The following is an 18,578-nucleotide window of genomic DNA, read 5'->3' as shown; positions in this document are numbered from 1 at the left end:
ATATTGCCTCGATCTTGAGCGTTGCAGGCAACTTTTCCTGAGGTTGGGGTGAGACCGTAGGACATCGGCCGGGAGCATTCGGCTGGCTTCCACCAGGAACCGAACGCCCGACGGCGGACCCCCACACTCCGAAGGATATTTTGTTTGTATCTGACTCCCCCGCCGCCCCCACCGGTCTGGCCCCCGAGCCGATCCGCCGCTGCACCGGCAATACTGCGGAAGCGCTATGCCGCCGCCCCGTCCCAAGGGACCACCAGCTGATGACGCCGCAGGAAGAACTCGAGGCCCGGCTGATTTCCCTGGACAGGCTCCGGGAGCTAAGCGACCAGGTTGGCACGGAATCCTGCCGCCGGTTCGTCTCCAACTTCATGTCTATGTGGGAGGGCCGGTTCACGCGCCTGCACCAGGCCGTGCAGCAGCGGGACTTTGACGCTGCAATGGACGTGGTCCTGAGTATCAAGATTTCCAGCCACATGGCCGGAGCGGAGCGGTTGTCCGCCCTCGGTGCCGCGGCACAGGACCTGGTGTCCCGCCGCGACGTGCGCGGCCTGGAAGAGATGGTTATCGCCGTCCGTACCTGCGGCGCCGAAACCATGGCCCACCTGAACCAGTCAGACCCGTTCTCCGTCGCTTAGCACCGCCTGCCTTTCCGTCGTCCGGTCTTCGGTGCCGTTCCGCCCGTGAGCGCGGTCACTGCGTCCGCGTACCACCGGTATTGTTGGACCCTGTTGTGTTCTACAAGGGGGTCACGCATGTCGCGGTTGTCGCAGTCGACGCTGAAGTTTTTCGGCATATCCTCCCAATTCCATGAACTGCCGCTGCGGTACCGGACAGCCATAAGCCAGGCACCGCTGGTCATTGTCGTGGGGCTGATCTGCGCCGTCGCCGCGTGGCAGTTGCCGGAGGTCTTCGACCGGCAGGAATTCATCGCCGGACTTGTCACGCTGGGCGTTGTCACCATCGTGTGCATCGCTGTTCCGTGGAACCGGATCTGGTATCCGTCCTACTGGATTATCCCGCTGCTGGACTTCGTTGCCATCGCGCAGCTCCAGCACGGCAGCTCGGGTATCCTCAACGGACTGAGCCTGCTCCACGTCTTCCCCGTGTTTTGGCTGTCCTGGTCCCGTGTCTCCCCCGTTGCCGCCCGGTATCTGAGCTTCTTCGGCCCCCTGCTGTCGGTCTGGCACCCGTTCATCACCTCCGGACCGGTCAGCGGCGCCGACCTCACCGCTCCCCTGCTCGTTCCGCTGGTGAGCCTCGGCGTCGCCATCACAGTGTCAGTGCTGCGGGAGGACATCCGCTCCCAGCGCGAAACCCTGGAGAACAAGGACCGGCTGCTGGAGGCGGCACTGGCAGAAAGCAAGCGGCAGTCCCGGCAGCTCGACGGTGTGCTGAACGCCATCAACGTCGGGGTTCTCCTGGTGGACGAGGACGGCATACCCCGTCACATGAACCGCCGCCAGCGGATGTTGCAGGACCGCGCGCTGCCCGCCGGAATAGTCCATCCGCATGAACGCGATCTGCTCCTCTACAACCTCGACGGCACCACCCCGGTCCCCTTCGAGCAACGCCCCGTTGCCCGCGCTCTGCGAGGCACCGACTTCACGGACGTGCAGCTGTGGCTGGGCCCTCCCGGCAGCCAAATGGCCATGAATACCTCCGGCGCCGTACTCCGCAACGACGACGGCTCCTTCAACGGTGCGGTGATCGTTTTCTCGGATGTCACCGCCATGGTCGGGGCACTGGCGGCAAAGGATGAGTTCGTCGCCAGCGTCTCGCACGAACTCCGCACCCCCCTGACGTCGATCATGGGTTACCTGGACCTGGCGCTGGACGAGGCGGAGGAGACCCAGCTCCAGGGCAGCATCCCCGGATCGCTGCGGGTGGCCCTGCGCAACAGTGAGCGGCTGCTTCGACTGGTCTCGGATCTGCTCACCGCGGCCTCGGGCACCGTTCAGCTGGAATCCCGGCCGATGTGCCTGGCGGACATCATCCGCAACAGTCTCCGCACGGCGGAGGGCAGGGCCCGGGAGGCCGGCGTCGTACTGGTCAACAATGTCCCGGCCGAGCTGCCGATGTTTGCCGACCCGCACCGGATCGCACAGGTCCTGGACAACCTGCTTTCCAATGCCGTGAAATACTCCCCCGACGGCGGCACGGTCACCGTCAGTGCCTGGCGCGAAGCGGACCGTGCCGTGTTCCGGGTGGCCGACACCGGCATGGGTATGTCCGCAGAGGACGTGGATGATGTCTTCGAGAAGTTCTTCCGCACCGGTACGGTCCGGAAGGCGGGCATCCCCGGCGTCGGGCTTGGCATGGCCATCAGCAGGGACATAGCCGAGGCGCACGGAGGCAGCATCCGGGTGGAGAGCTCCCTGGGACGCGGCACCAGTTTCACTGTCGAGCTCCCCGCCGGCGTACCCGCCGGCGTTTAGGCAGGCGGCCGGCGGGCCCGCGTCGTTAGGCAGGCGGCCGAGCCCCGGACGGGGCCGGTCAGGCCTGCGGCGCCAGACGGTAGCCGACGCCGCGGACCGTTTCCAGCCAGCGCGGCGCCTTCGAATCGTCCCCGAGTTTGCGGCGGAGGTTGCCCACGTGCACTTCCACGGTCCGCTCATCGGCGTCGCTGATGAAGGATCCGGTGTCGTATTCCTCGCCGCGCAGCCGCCGGACCAGATCCGTCTTGGTCCGCACCAGCCGGCCGCCCTCGAGGAGTGCCTGCAGCAGGTCGAACTCGGTGCGGGTCAGCTCTACGCCTTTGCCTTCGATCTCAGTGGTGCGTGTCCCCGGATTCAGGGTCAGCCCGTTGTGCGCGAACGTACCCGGAGCCGCCGGGGCAGCCGGGGCAGCGGAGGACGCCGGGGCATGCTCCGTAACAGGCGCGCCCGAACCGGTCCGGGAAGGGTCGCCGGCGGAAACGGGCCTGTCGGCGTCGGCCGCAGACTCGCCGCGCGGTCGGCGGAGCATGGCGGAGATCCGTGCCCGCAGCTCCCGGGGCCGGAAAGGCTTGGTGATGTAGTCGTCCGCTCCGGCTTCCAGCCCCATCAGGGTGTCCAGTTCCTCGGCGCGGGCAGTGAGCATCACGATGTAGGCATCACTGAACTGCCGCAGCTGACGGATCACCTCGAACCCGTCAATGTCCGGAAGGCCCAAATCCAGCGTGACCACCGTGGGGTTGTGCAGCCGAACGGTTTCAACACCTTCGGAACCGTTCGGGGCAGTAAAGACCTTGAAACCGGACTGCTGCAAAACCGCGTTAAGAAGATCGCGGATATCCGCATCGTCTTCGATGATGACGGCTACGCGTTGAATTTCCATGTTCTATTTTTTCCTGTCCTGCGAGACCTTCTGATTCCCCGCACCCCTTGCTCGGTATCCTACAGGAGCACCCCTATACTCTGAGCTACCACTACAGGAATCCGGGGGTTCCCTTTTTTCATGTCCAGTCTCAAAGACCGAGTGACGACGCTTCCCGGTATCAAATTGCAGTTTAATGAACTGAGTCTTCGACGCAGGCTGCTGGTAAGCCAGCTGCCGCTGCTGATTTCGGTTGTAGTAGCGCTTGTGATTACCGCAGTGGTTTCCCCGGCTGTCTTCGACAGCCACAGTTATAGATTTGCGCTGGTACTTCTTGCCGTCCTAACAGCGGCATGTGTTGCAGTTCCGTGGGAGCGGTATTCACCGCTGGCTTATTGGTGTATTCCCGTGCTGGATTTCGCGGTTGTCGGCGGCCTCTATTACGAGGGGCGGAACTCGATAACCGGTCTCAGTTTCCTGGCTGTTTTCCCCGTCTTCTGGATGGCCTGGTCCGGTGCGGCGCCGCGCCTGGCATGGATCCTCGGCTATACCTGCACCACCTTGCTGCTGTGGACTCCGCTGTTTATGCAGGCGGGCGGTGTTCCCACCCTGACCGAACTGGCCGCCCCGTTGGTGATCCCGTTCGTAATGCTGGGCATCGGCATCGTCATCTCCACGATGGAAGCGGATACTACCGCCCAGCAGAAGCGCCTCGCTGCGACGGAATCCGAGCTGCAGGCCAGCCTGCAGGAGACCCGACGACGCTCCCAGCTGCTGGACGCCGTACTGGAAACGGTCGATGTGGGCGTTATGGCAGTCGATGCTGCCGGCCGGACCATCCTCATGAACAGCCGCCAGCGGAGCAACCATGCCCTGGCCGGACTGACGAACGGGATGGACACGGGCAGCGACGCCCTGATCTACGGGCTGGACCAGCTCACGCCGCTTCCCGAGGCGCAGCGGCCCTCGCAGCGGGCCATGCGGGAGGAATCCTTCTCGGACGTCATTGTCTGGGTTGGGACCGGCGACCGGCAGCGCGCCCTGGCCGTCTGCGCCCGCGCCGTGCGGGAAAACGGCACGTTCGCCGGGTCCGTGCTGGCCTATAGCGACGTCACGGAGATGGTCAATGCCCTCAACGCCCGGGAGGACTTCGTCTCCAGCGTCTCGCACGAGCTGCGGACCCCGCTGACCTCGATCATGGGCTATCTGGATCTAGTGCTAGACGACGAGGAAACCGCCGATCTGCCGGCGCATCTGCTGAGCGCCCTGCAGGTGGCGCAGCGGAACGCCGAGCGGCTGCTGCTGCTGGTGGCGGACCTGCTGACCACAGCTTCGGGCACCATGCACCTGCAGCGTTCCGAAACCGACGTGGCCGAACTGGTGCGCGTAGCCCTGGAATCCGCCCGCCCCCGGGCCACCGCCATCGGCGTAGACCTGGGCTGTGACTGCGAGGACGAGCTCCATGCCCTGGTGGATCCGGCCCGGATCGGCCAGGTGCTGGACAACCTGCTCTCCAACGCCATCAAGTACTCCCCCGACGGCGGCAAGGTCACCGTCCGCTCCCGGATGGAGGACGGGAACCTGGTCCTGGAGGTGGAGGACACCGGCATCGGCATGAGCGAGGCCGACCAGCGGGAGGTGTTCACCAAGTTCTTCCGCACCGGCCAGGTCAAGAAGGCCGCTATCCCCGGCGTGGGCCTGGGCCTGGTGATCACCAAGTCCATTGTGGAGGCCCACGGCGGCCGGATCTCGTTTAGTTCGACGCTAGGGGCGGGCAGTACGTTTCGGGTGGAGGTGCCTGCGTAATCACGACACCCCGTACCGCGGGCAGACCTTACTCAAAGGTATGCCCACGGTACCTAGCCTCTCAGGTCGGTACACCCCAGCGGATCGATTGCTCCGCGTAGAACTCGGTGAGCATAGGCGAAGTTGGCACGTGACGAAATGAAAGCCGCATCCGGGGAAGCTTGAAACTGTCGAATCACGCGACGATCTAACCTCTCATATACGATAAAAGCATGATCACCAAGCGTTCGCATGCAGCCCGAGAATCTGGTCGTAATCCATTTAGGAATTCAAGATCATTGGCCAAGCTTAGGAATCGAGCAGATCGCGGCGCTCTTCGGGTTTGCCATATCGCAAGGGATATTGAGCTGACAGGAGGGGGCGAAGTGGTCAAACAAGTCGCTCGTCACATGGCTGAGAACAACGTGACTGTCACCGTAATAACGGACACCACCGCTATTGATCTTGGCCCCAACGTAACCATACGTCGTACCGTATTGGGCGGCCGGCTGCTGGCCTGGACACCCACGTCGAGGATCGAGTGGTATATAAGGCATCTTGCCCAGATAACCGTATTCACCATCGCCTCTTCAGTAGCTGCAATCCCAATGAAAATGAAGGGGGCAGTGATCTTCAACCACAATTGCGAGTCACTTGTGGGTCAGATCCTTGTAATGCACAACGTCTTCACCGCTGAACTCCAAAAAAAGGAGCTGTCTGCAGCCAAGACACTTTTAGCCGTTCTAGCTCCGGTAAGGCTTCTGAGGGTCTCCAAGGAAAACGTTCTTTCACTGCCTATTTTCAAGAGAAAACTAGTTTCGGTATCTGAGCAGGCCCGAAAGGACATATCTCAGCTGAATGTTGAACCCGAACGCATATTTACGATCGCAAATGGTGTGGATGTGGCAAAGTATGGTAAAACGAACGAGATAAAACCAGTCGATTCGGTGGTTGCATGGGCACAACCAGATATTCAAGACATCGTCCTCTTCATAGGGCATCAATGGAAGCACAAGGGTCTCGATGAGCTACTAGAAGCCATGGCCTTGCTTTCACCAGAGTTCGGCCTCGTTGTGGTTGGCGGTGCCTCCCAAGACCTTGAACTCTATGAGCGCCGTAGTGCCCAGCTTAACATTTCAAGAAGAGTTCTCTTCGCTGGGACGTGGCAGGATGTTCGCGGATTTTTAGCACCCGCATCCGTTTTCTGTCTTCCCAGTCACGGGGAAACCATGCCATTGGTCGCCCTCGAGGCCTTGGCAGCGGGCGTGCCCGTCGTACTCACACCTGAATGCCCTGCTTCGCAGTTTATTATTGAAGGCGTAAATGGTTGCGTCACTAACCACACTCCCAGCGACATCGCGGCTGCAATTCTTCGTTCGTCGAAATATGGAAGTACCCCTGCCGACCAGGCAGCCATAAGAACTTCCGTTGCCGATTGTGATTGGTCGAGCGTCGGAGACAAGTACATCGATCTTGCCAGACAGCAATTTCCCTCTAAGCCGAGCGCTTCTGCCTCAGATCTGACAAGACCCGCCCGATACATGCCTAACCCCTCAAATTCGTGAGTAGTTTCCGCAAAGGGTTCCTTGTACTCTCCCTCGGCGCCCTCGCAGGTAAATTCATTGCTCTGCTGCGTGAAGTCGTCTTTGCTAGCGCCTTCGGAACAAGCGACATAGCTACCGGGTTTCGGGTCGCTCAGACTGCGTCTGTCGTCCCGGCGAATTTGGTTTCCGGCGATCTACTTTCCGCAGCCTTTGCGCCAGCATATGCACGCGAGTCGCGCCGGGATCCCGCGTCCGGCCGCGCTATGCTCTGGGGATACTCAATCTGGCTCACTTTTACGCTTACATTTGTAGCAGTAGGCGTGTACTGCTACCGCGACGTTATAGTAAACGTTATTGTCCCCGGCTCTAGCATCGCGACGACAATTATCGCCCAGGAAATACTGGGTGTTCTCTGCTGGTCCATACCGCTCTTTGGATTATCGGCCGTGCAAGCCTACGCTTTGGGTGTCCACAATATTTATCTAATGACATCTATTAGACCATTGATTCAGAGTTTAGGCCTTTTGGGCGGGACACTCACCGCTATTAGTACCGGGTGGATTCAATGGTTGTCTCTGGGGTTTATAGCTGCGTGGATAGCGTACGTAGCAATGTGCTCTACCGCTTTGATAAGAAACGGATATCTAGGTCTCCCTCAAAGAGCATCTATCACTCAAGGCTGGCGTTTCATCGTGACTGGCGTAAGGAATATAGCGCCGCTACTCCTGCTCCCAGTTGCACTCCAAACCTCAATTGTCCTGGAGCGTGTTTTTTCGTCTTTCGGCCCATCAGGGCTCGTTGCCGCTGTGGACTACGCACGGACTATTTCTGAATCGGTCATGTCCCTTATCGCGGTCCCTCTCGGAGTGTTGGGATTAACGCAGCTTAGCGGCATTCAGGGACCGGATTACAGACGTAGGGTCGCAAAAATGTGCGACTTCGTCGTCGTCGTCATGATGCCGGTTTCGGCGGTTCTGGTTGTCGGCTCCGGAGCGATCGTCAGTCTCATTTATGCCAGGGGAAACTTCGACAGTGCAGCAACGAATTTGGTAAGTGGTGTTCTCGTTGGCCTTTCCATTGGACTGATGTTCCAAGTTCTCGGCTACTCACTCTCGAGGGCCCTTACCGCGGCAGGGCGAAACCGCTCTGTGCTGCTTTATACACTGATAGCCATCGCCGGGCAGATTGCGGTACAAGGAGTGGGTGTTCAACACTTCGGGCCAATGGCGATTGGATTGGGGCCCTCCGTATTCGGCCTCCTCCTCTCGGTTGGATGTGCATTCGCTCTAGGTGAGTTGAAGCGAGTAGCCAGACGGATAGCGACTCTCCTGCCGGGATGTATCGCGACCTTGATCGTAGTACTTCCTGACCTGGGTCCGTATGCTGCAATCGCTCTCGTTGCATTGGTGTGGGCAATAAACATCGCACTATTTCCCTCGCTGCGATCTACGCTGTGGGACCAAGTCCGCCCTATTCTTTCAAAGAGGATCTCGCGGCAAACCCCCGCAGCCTAGGCGCAAATGACCGGTTTAGCACAATTCAGTGAGTCTTCACCGATGCACACGGGGCGCCTCCAGCTGATAAAGTAAAACACAGAAACCGTCAGCTGTGATTGGATGTTAATCCACCCATAGCTGACCTCAAACTGTGGCGGCAACTCACCCGAGTTGGCGGCCACGTTCACAGGCCGAGAGGCAGGCGCGTCGACGAAGCGGTCTCACTTGGATCCTGACCGATACATTGCTTCGTCCTAATGAACGTACCGCTATAGATGACCAAACTAAAGTCACCCGTTTACTTCGAGCTTCACGCGCAAGCGGCGGGGACAAGAGCCAGAAGCTGTCGAGGCACGTTCCCGCTATAAAGCCGCAAATTCGCTGGGCTGGTAGGATAGAAGAATGTCTCACGCCGCCAAACTCATCCGCAATCTGCAATACGTCGCGTGCGAGGCGTCGCTCCGCGTTCCAGTAAAAGCTGCAGTCGAAGTAACCGAATACGGACCGGAAATAGATTTGGTCGTGAGCTTAACAAGTTATCCCCCTAGGATCGGGATGCTTTGGAAGACGTTGGAAACAATTTTCCGGCAATCTATAACGCCGTCCGCCGTGGTTTTAGCACTATCAGCTGAGGAGTTCCCGGGCCGTAGATTACCATCGTCTATCACCAGATACATTGACCGGGGACTGCGCATAAGTTTTGTAGATAGAAATATTCGCAGCTACAAAAAACTGATCCCGGCCATGTTGGAGTTCCCTGAAAAGATAATTGTTACCGCAGACGATGATGTCTTGTATCCTCGTCATTGGCTGCGAGAACTAGTTGCCGCGCATCGTACGATGCCGGCCCACATCGTTGGCCACCGAGGTACCGTCATTCAGGTGGTCGAGGAAAATGTGCAACCATATGTTACCTGGCCCCAGGCGGACATGCGCTCGGCACCGCACCGGGTTTTTCTGACCGGCTTGGGAGGAATCTTGTATCCGCCTCATGCACTCCTTGATTACCCGACTCTTGATATGGATCTTGCTATGCGGCTCGCCCCAACAGCTGACGATATATGGTTCAAAGCAATGTCGCTCCTAGCGAATACGCCAGTCTCGAAGGTCTCCGACGGCAATGGAGACTTCTTGACCGTGCGGTCCCTTCAGAAGTTCTCACTGAGAAGTACAAACGTGCTTGCAGGACGAAACGACGTGCAGTTCAGGGCAGTCATCGATTATTTTGGTCTATGGAGACGTCTCGTCTCTGGTACGGCCTGAGAGCTGTGCTCCCTGGAAGATAAAAGTGTGGACGACATTTTTATTTATGTCGCCATTTCCATAGCGGCAGTATTGCGCTCTTGGTATGCCTGGTATCGGAAGTCGATCATGGAACACCTATTGATAGGGCCTGCGGCAAGGGATCTGTTTAAAACACACACGAACAACGTCTTGAACCCGCTCAAGGCTGGCGGGCTATTCGTTAATGGAAAGGTAGCCTCCATGTTCGGCGAGGTAGCCGCCTTCCTCCTTTTCGCCGCCTCTCGCTATGGCTCAGCGGTGGCAGGGTCTGCGTCCGTGTAGGGCCGGAAAGAGCTCGCCTAGGCCGCGGCACTATACTTTACTCCTGCGCGTCCCTGCGCTGGTCTCAATTCCGGGGGAAATGAATGTCAATAGCTACACCCGTTCGTCGCATGCCCTCGAACGGAAGCCCGCGAAACGTCGCGCCAAAATCCTTCCGCCCAGATATACAAGGGCTTCGAGCAATTGCCGTACTCGCAGTCGTGGCAGATCACTTGCTGGGATATCCGGCAGGCGGGTTCGTTGGGGTTGATATCTTCCTCGTTGTCTCCGGATTCCTCATCACCGGGTTACTGCTGCGGGAACAGGAGAAAAAGGGAAGGATTTCCTTCGGAGACTTCTACCGCCGACGAGTCAAGCGGATCGTCCCCGTTGCCGTGGTCGTTCTTGCAGTGACGGTCGCGGCATCCTGGGCCATATTCTCTGCCGCCAGGGCTAAAAGCATAACGTGGGATGCTTTCTTCGCTTTGATCTTCGGTGCGAACTGGCAGCAGGCTGCGGTGGGCACGGACTACATGCAGGCGGAGGGTCCCGTCTCACCATTGCAGCACTTCTGGTCCTTGGCTGTAGAGGAACAGTTCTATGTTGTCTGGCCTTGGCTGGTAGTCCTGGTATTCGGAGTTACTGCGCCGCGCTTATCGAAGCAATCCATGCCCCGCCGCGTATTGGCCGCAGTTCTCGTACTGGTTATCGTTGCCACGTTTGCCTACGCGGTATGGGAATCGAGCGCCCGGCCAACGGTGGCATACTTCTCGACAGTCTCGCGAACATGGGAATTGGCGGTCGGCGCATTGCTAGCCGTCGTCGCAGGTAGCTTCTCCAGACTTAGTCTGATTGTCAGAACCGTTCTTGGATACGTAGGGTTGGCCGGCATCGCGTGGAGCCTTTGGTTCATAACCGCCGAGATGGCCTTCCCCGGGCCCTGGGCTGTGGTGCCCGTTTTGGCAACCGCTTTAGTGATCGCCGCCGGGACCGGTGGGGAGCAACGGTACTTATATCCGCTGACAAACCGGTTCAGCGCCTACATCGGCGATGTCTCCTACTCCCTTTACTTGTGGCACTTCCCGGTGATTATCATCATGGACGCATTAATCCCGCAGGAGGAGACGGTTGCCTGGTCAGTCATGATTCTGGGGATATTCGCATTGTCCGTTGCCTCTTACCATTTCCTCGAGGACCCCATCCGGAAGTCTTCCTGGCTTGAGCGTGACAAGCGCAATGCCCAAGGCGTCAAAAACACGCTCCTGGACCACACATCCCCTAAAGCAGCCATGGGAGTACTCGTCCTGGTGACGGCCCTAACGGTGACTTTGGCAATCACTAGGCCGGCCGCATCCGAGGAGGCTGCGCCTTATCAGCCCGGATCAGCCTCCCTATCCGGGCCAGATGTGACGGCGCCTGCTGTGCCAACGACACCTGAAGAGGTGGTTGCCGCCGAGATAACGTCGTCTAGCGTTGTAACGTCCTGGCCGGAGCTAAGCCCGCCCATAAGTGAGGTAAGACAAGTTCCCGAATGGACAGACGACAAGTGTTTGAATGTTAGCGATGAGAATCTTTCCCGATGCGCGTATGGAGATCCGGCCGCCACTAGGACGGCAGTGGTATTGGGGGACTCCGTTGCAATCAGCTGGATGCCGGGCCTTCGGGAGTCGTTAGGGAAACAGGGATGGAAGATTCAGCTGCTGACTAAGGAGCAGTGTCCCGCTATCGGGGTACCGGTCAGGCAGTACGGTGATGCCGCCGGATTCACGGAAGAGTGCGATGCTCACCAGAGATGGGCGACTGAGCAAGTTGTTGAAATGAACCCCGATATGGTCATCGTCTCCAGCGCACTAGGCACGCGGGACAGGATGATTGGCGCGAGCAACGAGGTCGATGTTCTGGCAAAGTGGAGAACGGCCACAGTCAGCAAGCTTGAAGAAATGAAAGAGTCCACCGACGGTGACGTAGTCCTTATATCCGTGCCGATGCGCGTTGACAATCTCTTGAAGTGTGCCACCCGCGTAAGTAAGCCGCAGGATTGCATGATCGACAGCGGAACGTTTTATTCAACAGTATCCACTGAAGGCGAAGCCGCATCCTCCGTCGAGGGAGTTCGCTTTATTTCCACCGTCCCATGGTTCTGCGGTCCTAACAGACAGTGCCCTCCGTTTGCTGGCAGCACGCCTATCTATGCCGGAGACGGCGGTCATATTACGCCGGAGTATTCGGTCAAACTTGCTCCGGTACTAGGACAGGCACTGCTTGGCGCTAATGAATAGGCGAGTCATCTGCTCCGAGATGGTGTCACTCAGCGGTGACTTAACCGTGACGACCGCCCTCACCCGTGAAGGGTGAGGGCGGTGCAGCGTTGGGGTCGTGGTGCAGTCGCTGTTGGTACTACTCTTTCGCCTCAGGCCAGATGTGGAGATGTCATTTCTTCGCTCATTCGTGGGGCGCATCCTCGTCGGCACGGAGAAGCTGGGGAACTTTTTCGGCGGATCGCCGGACAATGTCTTTGATGTGACCAAATCAGGCGGGCAATGGATCAACGCGAACACTGCATCGATGTTCCTGGGGGTGGCCGCCTGCGCCTTCGCCGCGGCGGCGATCAGGTTCCGAAAGAGATCTTTCTTCCTTATCGCAGTTCTCGCGGCTGTGGCGGTAGTTCCGACGGGGTCAAAGTCTGGGCTGGTACTACTGGTCACGATGCCACTGATTGGCGTCCTCGTCCCGCTTCTAGTTCGCGGGCCAGGCCGTATATGGATACCTCCCCTGCTCGCCATCGCATTCCCGGTGTTCCTTATGTTCAAGCACGTGCTAAATGAGCGAATCCCCGAGACCTTTGTGAACGATTCCGCTTCTTCGCTGGGCACACGTGGTGTCATTTGGGAGACAGCCGGGACCCTGTTTGTTGAGAACCCCTTTCTTGGGCTCGGGTTCGGCGGGTGGGGCGAATACTTTTACTGGGCAAGCAGTGGGGCACTCGGCCGCACTTTCCCACCGCACAACATCTTCATTGCCGCGTGGTCAGATATGGGAGTAGCTGGGGCTATTGTTCTCGCTGTGTTCGTAGGTGCGGTGCTGGTGGCGCATGTTCGTCTTACAGCCCAAACCCCCAAGCGCGAGTCATTTGCCTGGGGGTTTGGCCTTGCCGCATTCCTCTGGCTGTTCATTCATGGAATGGCTGATGCAGTGACCTTCTACGGCGATCTCCGAACCATACTCATTCCTGCGCTACTGCTTGGCCTACTCATTGCAGAGCCTCACCGGAGGGATGCTCCAACCCCTGAGGGCAAACCTTCACATCTGCCCGCGATGACGTCCATCTAGGAAAAACCGACGCAGGTAGGCGCACCGACCGGAGTGGGCGGGACACTTCGGCGCGAATCACGGGCGTCCGAGGCCTTACGATTCATGCGGTGGTTCTATTTACGCGCAGATTGTAACTTGTTGACGAGATCTAGCCCACGAGCAGATTGTTCCACAATCCAGCTATTCGATTGCTCTCGCCATGATGGTGAAGGTGCGACTCAGCCATACGGTTTCGCCTCGATTATGACGTTCGGAAGCGGTCAAAGGTTCGTTCCGGAGAACAGTACCTAGAGCATGAATCTCCGCTGCCAGGTCATTACCAGTTGGTTTGTACAAACGTGCCCCGAGTTGCCTCGCTTCAACGGCGGCGTGACAATCTTGTGCCATGAGAACAGGCACGCCGAGATTCCGGGCTTCAAGGACCACCATCGGGCTTCCTTCTCGAGCAGCCGCTCCGCTGGTTGAGACTACCGCAAGGCTCTTTGACGTCAGTTCATCCAAGTTGTCGAGGTGCCCTACAAAGTCCACGTTTGCGGGCGCCAAACTTCGCAAACGTTCCAAATCAGGTCCGTCGCCTGCGATTTTTACCCTAAGCTCAGGGAGCTTCTTGGCAGCCGCCAGCAGTATGTCGAGTCTCTTGCTTTCATGTACTCGCCCCGCATAGAGGATGTATTCACTCATCTTGCCCTCCGGTCGCAAAACCCTCGGCGATGTAGCTCCCCCTGGTAAGGGGTTCCATACAACTTGGGTATCGATTCCTTTTTCGGCAAACGAGGCTCTGACAACCTCACTCACCGCAATTATCTGGGCTCGGCTCGCGCGTCTTCTAAGGAGCGGCAATCCAAGACGTGGAAAATTTTGGGCAAATGGGCCGTGCTCGGTCCATAGAAGCGGAAGTCCACGGGTAACGAACTTCCCAAGGGTTAATTTTTCCCTAACGTACTGCATATGTACTAGATCGAAATCATGCGACCCCAAGGCCCGCCGGATGGCGATTGCGTTCCGAAGCGAATTGCGAAGTTGAGGAAGAATCGGCTTTTGCCTAGTCAGCTTTTCAGCGACGCCAGCACGAATCTCGGGACCCAATGCCGGCGGCCAATTTGGCAAGTGCCCTATTAGGGTAACCTCAACCAGCCCCTGGCGGACCAACCCTCCATATAGCCTGTACAGGTACGATTCAGCACCTCCCGGGGTGTATGAGTTGGCAACCAAAGCTACCCTTATTGGTTTCTTCGTCACTACATTCGCTTTCTTCGTTAGAAACGACATCTGTACAATAACTTCAGGCTGGGATGTTGCACCTAAACGACCTATTCTGCCACGGGCGAGAACGCCCATGATATTAGGGTATTCAGGATATTCATCCCCTATCGGTAATGAGGCCATAGGGGGGCAGGACTTTCTGTGCGTCTGGCTCACCCCCAGGGGCGCCAGCCATGTGATCTTCAATCGCCATAAAACTAGGCGACGCAACGGTCGTGCTCCCAGTCGTAACGTCTACCCGCTACGGGCGGGTCCGGTCCGGTCCAACGATGTATCGATCAAATCGGTGGCCTGCAGGATCCGTGAGTCCCACGAGTGACCCTTCGCGGTCTCGAAACTCTGACCAGCGACAACGGCATTATGCGCAGCTACTCGGCTGAATGTCTGCCGTCCAAAATCCTCGGCCGGAACTATGCTGACGTTATGAATGGCGGAGGATAAGCTTGGAAGGGCCGTAGATACAACGCTGAGGCCAGCTGCAAGATACTCATACACTTTCATCGGAAACACACCCTGCGTATAAGAATTTACTTGATAAGGAATTAAGCCAACTTTAGACTCCCCCAAGAGCTTCGCTAGATCAGGCAGTGCGAGGTTCCCATAGTAGGTGACATGGGGATGGTTTATTAGTTCCGTGAGCTCTGACGAGTCGCCCGTGCCATCGATTTCAATAGGCCCAGCAAGTGCCAGCTTTAGGCCGCTATCGAGGATGGATATAAAACATTGCATGTCGAGCTTGGATAGGGTGAGATTACCCGCAAATACGGCCTGGTCTTTGCGTTGGTTTGCGCTCGCTTCCATGAACATTTTCACATGCGCGACGTTTTCCCAAAGCATTATGTTGTGACAACCGATTGTTTCTAAATGCTCTTTTACACCCGTGCTGCTGGCGATGACGTGATCAGCTCGGTCAATCAACTGTTTCTCTGTGGTCAAGAGAGTTTGAGACGGGATCCCTGGGAAAGTATGCAACAGATCAACCGAGTGGTAAACCACACTTCGGAAAGCAGATTCTAGACCATACGTGAGAGGGGAGAAGGTCCAAAGTAGTGCAGCATCAGCGTCTGGCCCGATGTGCGCCCGGAGCTGACGCTTCAGCAGTACACGATTCAGGCTTCTAACGAGGCCATGTTTGTGGAAAGGTACAACCATCGGAGATACCACTTCCATATTCTCGGGCACCCTCGTGTCCCCGCCTGTACCGGCGCTCAGGCTACGGCCACCACTAACAAAAGCAATTGCCTTCTTCGCGGCTCGTGACAAGTCTGCCTTGCTGAAGCCTGGTTCTCGCAGTCCGAGCGATTCGATATAGACAACCTTGTGATTTTCGGCCAAACCTACGGCAAGGTGTTGTTTATTTGTCCATACAGCACTATCGAAATCAGCGGTTGAAAGTATTACGACTTTTTTCATGTAGATACGGTGTTCCTCAGCCATTAGTCGCCTAGTAAATCTGCAGTCGTCATCCTGATGAAGCCGCCAGGGACCACACATCCTTAGTCGAGTCGGTCGACCCATGCTTTAACTTTTCTCTGGAAGTGCTCCGGTGCGAAGGCATCCATCAAGCTGGGAGTGACCCTCTTTTCACTCTCTAGGATTTTACTGAGCTTAAATTTGATATCCGCGGGATCTGAGAAATTCGCGCGCTCGCCCACATTAGCCAAACCAACGCTCTCTCCAGCACCTCCAAGAACGTTGCACAGCACCGGGGCTCCCGCCGCCATAGCCTCAACCGGCATGATTCCAAAATCCTCAACCGGTGGGAAGACGTAAGCCCTGGCCCGTTGGTAAAGACTGAACAACATCGCATCGGACGGAGAGCTAACGAACGTTACAGGCACTGAGGCTTCGCTTACTATCTGAGTGAGTCTTTCAAGATCAGGGCCAGAACCTGCCAGTACCACTGGCAGGTCGACCAGTTCTCCTGCTGCAATCACCAGATCTAGCCGTTTGTAGGGAACAAAACGGGATGCACCGAGGATAAATTCACCGGGCAGTGCATCCATTTCAGCTCGTTCAGAACTGGTAAGTCTTTCGTTCCAGTTATCGACCGATCGAATACGCGTCGTGTCCACCGGAGGATGGATGACTGTCGAGTTCATATCCCAACAGCGCCCGATGCGATCCCTTACAAACTCACTGTTAGCTGCGAGAGACGTAGCCCGCTTAGCGCGCGCCTTATCAACAGGCCGTAGGATAGCTGACGCGGACCGGACAAGTGGATGGTTCCCACGTTTGTCTAGATCGGGTTCCCATACATAGCGTGCCGGCGTATGGACGTATACGAACTTCGGAACGCTGGCTCTCAGGATATTTCTACCCACGTGATGCGCGAAGAGATGCGAACTGACGATTACACGGTCGATGTGGGTTCGCCCCATTAGGGCTGCGGGCCAGGCCAAGGCTTGGAAAGGAACGGAGAGGGCTTTTCGCCCACGTAGGGGCGTCCTAGCCAAGGGCGATTCGATGACCTTCCCGGCAGGGTACCTTTCGGGTGCGTCGTTCCAGAGCGTGAGTACGTTCGCTTCAGGGAACGCCGCTACCAAGGAATCTAAGACTTTTTCCGCGCCACCGTTTGTCTCGATCCAATCGTGCACAAGCACATCATGCATGCCGTCCCCCCAATTTCAGTTCACGTCGAGCCGGAGAGACAGTCGCTAAGCGGGCATTCCCCTGACACCTAATTGGGTTCTCAAAGAACACCATGGATACTCTAACAGGGGCAGGTGGTCCGGAGGTTTCTCGGATTGTCCCGATGACGGCGGTGATGTCAACCCAAATTATTAGGTAGTCGGCGTTTTTGCTGAGGCAAAAACATCCACTGCAGTTACGAAAGGCAGAACTTGGATCTGAAGGAATACGGCAGGGTAGTACGGCGCAGCTGGCTGGTTATTCTGGCCTGCACTCTGCTGGGTGTCCTTGCTGCAGCGAGTATGTCCCTGCTCGCCCGACCCACCTATAGCGCACATACGCAGCTGTTCGTGGCCATCCAGAGTGCTGGCAGCGTGGCGGAACTGCAACAAGGGAATAGTTTTACTCAGGCCCGCGTTCAATCGTACGTTGAAACGGCAAAGACCCCTGCGGTTCTGCAGCCAGCTATCGACAGCCTGGGACTGTCTAAAACGGCGGCCGAGCTGGCAGAGAGCGTCAACGCCAGTGCAGATCTCGAGACCGTTCTCATTACGATTAGCGCCATTGATTCCTCTCCAGTGCAGGCAGCTGCGATTGCGCAGGCAGTAGCGGATAGCCTCGTTACGGTCGTAGGAGATTTGGAGAGCCCGAATACTGGAGGCGCTTCACCGATCAAACTTTCAGTAGTCACGCCCGCTGTCGCACCTACCTCTCCCTCGTCCCCGAACACCAGCCAAAACTTGGGCATCGGCCTCTTCATAGGGTTGGCACTGGGACTAGGAGTTGCAGCTTTCCGCAACACTTTCGACACGAAGATCCGAGGCGAGGCCGATCTCAGACGTGTAACAGACGCGCCTGTTTTGGGCGGCGTTGCATATGACAGTGACGCCGCGAACCACCCGCTGTTGACCGATGCAGGCGCGCAAAGTCCGCGTGCAGAGTCCTTCCGGCAGATACGGACTAATCTTCAATTCGCTAACGTGAGCAGTGATTCAAAGACGATGCTTGTCACATCCTCATTGCCAGGCGAGGGCAAAAGTACAACTTCAGCGAACATGGCCATCGCCATGGCCCAGGCTGGGAAGCGAGTAGCCCTGGTTGACGCAGATCTACGGCGCCCGATGGTCGCGTCGTATCTAGGCCTTGAAAGCAGCGCAGGACTCACAACAGCCTTGGTTGGATCGGCGGATGTAGAAGAACTGCTGCAGCCGTGGGGACCGAATGAACTCTATGTCCTCACCTCGGGGCAGCTCCCGCCAAATCCCAGCGAATTACTTGGGTCTGAAGCAATGTCAGGCCTCCTAGGCAAGCTCGAGGCTACTTTTGACGCTGTGATCATTGACGCTCCCCCACTGATCCCGGTAACCGACGGAACGGTCTTAGCCCAAAAGGTCGGTGGCGTCGTCATCGTGGCCGGAGCTAGCAAGATAAAAACGCAGGATCTAGAAAAATCCTTGTCTGCACTCAGCTTAGTGAACGCGAATGTCCTGGGCGTCGTGATGAATCTCCTGCCGACCAAGGGTCCAGATGCCTATGCCTACACCTATTATTCCTACGAAACGAAGCCAGATGTGGCACCGAGCCGAGAATTCCGAGTTCCAAGGCCTACGACTGGTAGCCATATGAAGTCTTCTCGCCGGACGCGTGCCCGTTCCTAGGTATCGTTCGTGCAACCATCTCAAATAGGCGTGCAGCTCCGCACGTGAAC

The 18,578-nt window shown here is 57.5% G+C and carries 14 protein-coding genes and 1 pseudogene; 10 read left to right on the top strand and 5 right to left on the bottom strand.

Annotated elements, in window-relative coordinates; all coding sequences use genetic code 11:
- The first annotated feature begins 140 nt into the window (after positions 1-140).
- Together LOC60_RS10380 and LOC60_RS10375 are read left to right on the top strand one after the other, a co-directional pair.
- Positions 141-635: an Hpt domain-containing protein gene (locus tag LOC60_RS10380; protein WP_230024884.1), complete on the top strand. Its 495-nt coding sequence runs from the start codon at positions 141-143 to the stop codon at positions 633-635.
- A gap of 117 nt (positions 636-752) precedes the next feature.
- Entirely contained in the window at positions 753-2,435 is a 1,683-nt protein-coding gene (locus LOC60_RS10375) for a sensor histidine kinase (RefSeq protein ID WP_230024882.1), read from the top strand.
- Positions 2,436-2,493: 58 nt separating this feature from the next.
- Here LOC60_RS10375 and LOC60_RS10370 read toward each other — a convergent pair whose 3' ends face one another.
- On the bottom strand, positions 2,494-3,315 hold the full coding sequence (locus tag LOC60_RS10370) for a response regulator transcription factor (protein WP_230024880.1): 822 nt from the start codon (positions 3,313-3,315) through the stop codon (positions 2,494-2,496).
- Between the two features lie 387 nt (positions 3,316-3,702).
- Between LOC60_RS10370 and LOC60_RS10365 the strand changes: the two genes are divergently transcribed.
- The 7 genes from LOC60_RS10365 to LOC60_RS10335 all read left to right on the top strand — a co-directional run bounded on the left by LOC60_RS10365 (position 3,703) and on the right by LOC60_RS10335 (position 12,994).
- Positions 3,703-5,100 (top strand): sensor histidine kinase, encoded by a 1,398-nt coding sequence (locus LOC60_RS10365; RefSeq protein ID WP_230024878.1) that lies wholly within the window; start codon positions 3,703-3,705, stop codon positions 5,098-5,100.
- A 389-nt stretch (positions 5,101-5,489) separates the two neighbouring features.
- The gene (locus LOC60_RS10360; RefSeq protein WP_230024876.1) at positions 5,490-6,644 is read left to right on the top strand and encodes a glycosyltransferase family 4 protein; all 1,155 of its coding nucleotides are present in this window, start codon (positions 5,490-5,492) and stop codon (positions 6,642-6,644) included.
- Positions 6,641-8,137: a murein biosynthesis integral membrane protein MurJ gene (murJ, locus tag LOC60_RS10355; protein ID WP_230024874.1), complete on the top strand. Its 1,497-nt coding sequence runs from the start codon at positions 6,641-6,643 to the stop codon at positions 8,135-8,137. Before LOC60_RS10360 ends, murJ begins: the two co-directional genes overlap by 4 nt.
- A 384-nt stretch (positions 8,138-8,521) precedes the next feature.
- Positions 8,522-9,382 carry a hypothetical protein gene (locus tag LOC60_RS10350; protein WP_230024872.1) on the top strand — a complete coding sequence of 287 codons (861 nt, stop codon included), beginning with the start codon at positions 8,522-8,524 and terminating at the stop codon, positions 9,380-9,382.
- A gap of 27 nt (positions 9,383-9,409) precedes the next feature.
- On the top strand, positions 9,410-9,685 hold the full coding sequence (locus tag LOC60_RS10345) for a hypothetical protein (protein ID WP_230024870.1): 276 nt from the start codon (positions 9,410-9,412) through the stop codon (positions 9,683-9,685).
- 83 nt (positions 9,686-9,768) lie between these two features.
- Entirely contained in the window at positions 9,769-11,943 is a 2,175-nt protein-coding gene (locus LOC60_RS10340; protein WP_331460805.1) for an acyltransferase family protein, read from the top strand.
- Positions 11,944-12,040: 97 nt separating this feature from the next.
- The gene (locus LOC60_RS10335; RefSeq protein ID WP_230024866.1) at positions 12,041-12,994 is read left to right on the top strand and encodes an O-antigen ligase family protein; all 954 of its coding nucleotides are present in this window, start codon (positions 12,041-12,043) and stop codon (positions 12,992-12,994) included.
- Positions 12,995-13,156: 162 nt separating this feature from the next.
- On the opposite strand, the gene LOC60_RS10330 is transcribed toward LOC60_RS10335, so the two are convergent.
- From LOC60_RS10330 to LOC60_RS16205, 4 genes and pseudogenes are all read right to left on the bottom strand, one after another.
- Positions 13,157-13,657: a glycosyltransferase gene (locus LOC60_RS10330; RefSeq protein ID WP_230024864.1), complete on the bottom strand. Its 501-nt coding sequence runs from the start codon at positions 13,655-13,657 to the stop codon at positions 13,157-13,159.
- A gap of 63 nt (positions 13,658-13,720) precedes the next feature.
- Positions 13,721-14,245 (bottom strand): annotated as a pseudogene (locus tag LOC60_RS16420) (glycosyltransferase family 4 protein); the annotation flags it as partial.
- Positions 14,246-14,473: 228 nt separating this feature from the next.
- Complete coding sequence (locus LOC60_RS10325) at positions 14,474-15,676, bottom strand: glycosyltransferase (RefSeq protein ID WP_230024862.1); 1,203 nt, start codon at positions 15,674-15,676, stop codon at positions 14,474-14,476.
- A gap of 59 nt (positions 15,677-15,735) precedes the next feature.
- On the bottom strand, positions 15,736-16,851 hold the full coding sequence (locus tag LOC60_RS16205) for a glycosyltransferase (protein WP_269440179.1): 1,116 nt from the start codon (positions 16,849-16,851) through the stop codon (positions 15,736-15,738).
- A gap of 231 nt (positions 16,852-17,082) precedes the next feature.
- Here LOC60_RS16205 and LOC60_RS10315 point away from each other — a divergent pair, with 231 nt between their 5' ends.
- Positions 17,083-18,528: a polysaccharide biosynthesis tyrosine autokinase gene (locus LOC60_RS10315; RefSeq protein ID WP_230024859.1), complete on the top strand. Its 1,446-nt coding sequence runs from the start codon at positions 17,083-17,085 to the stop codon at positions 18,526-18,528.
- Positions 18,529-18,578 lie beyond the last annotated feature (50 nt).

It is taken from the genome of Arthrobacter sp. zg-Y769, assembly GCF_020907405.1.
Taxonomy (GTDB): Bacteria; Actinomycetota; Actinomycetes; order Actinomycetales; family Micrococcaceae; genus Arthrobacter_B.
Note: the sequence above shows the minus strand (reverse complement) of the source record. Positions and strands in the feature narration are given on the sequence as shown.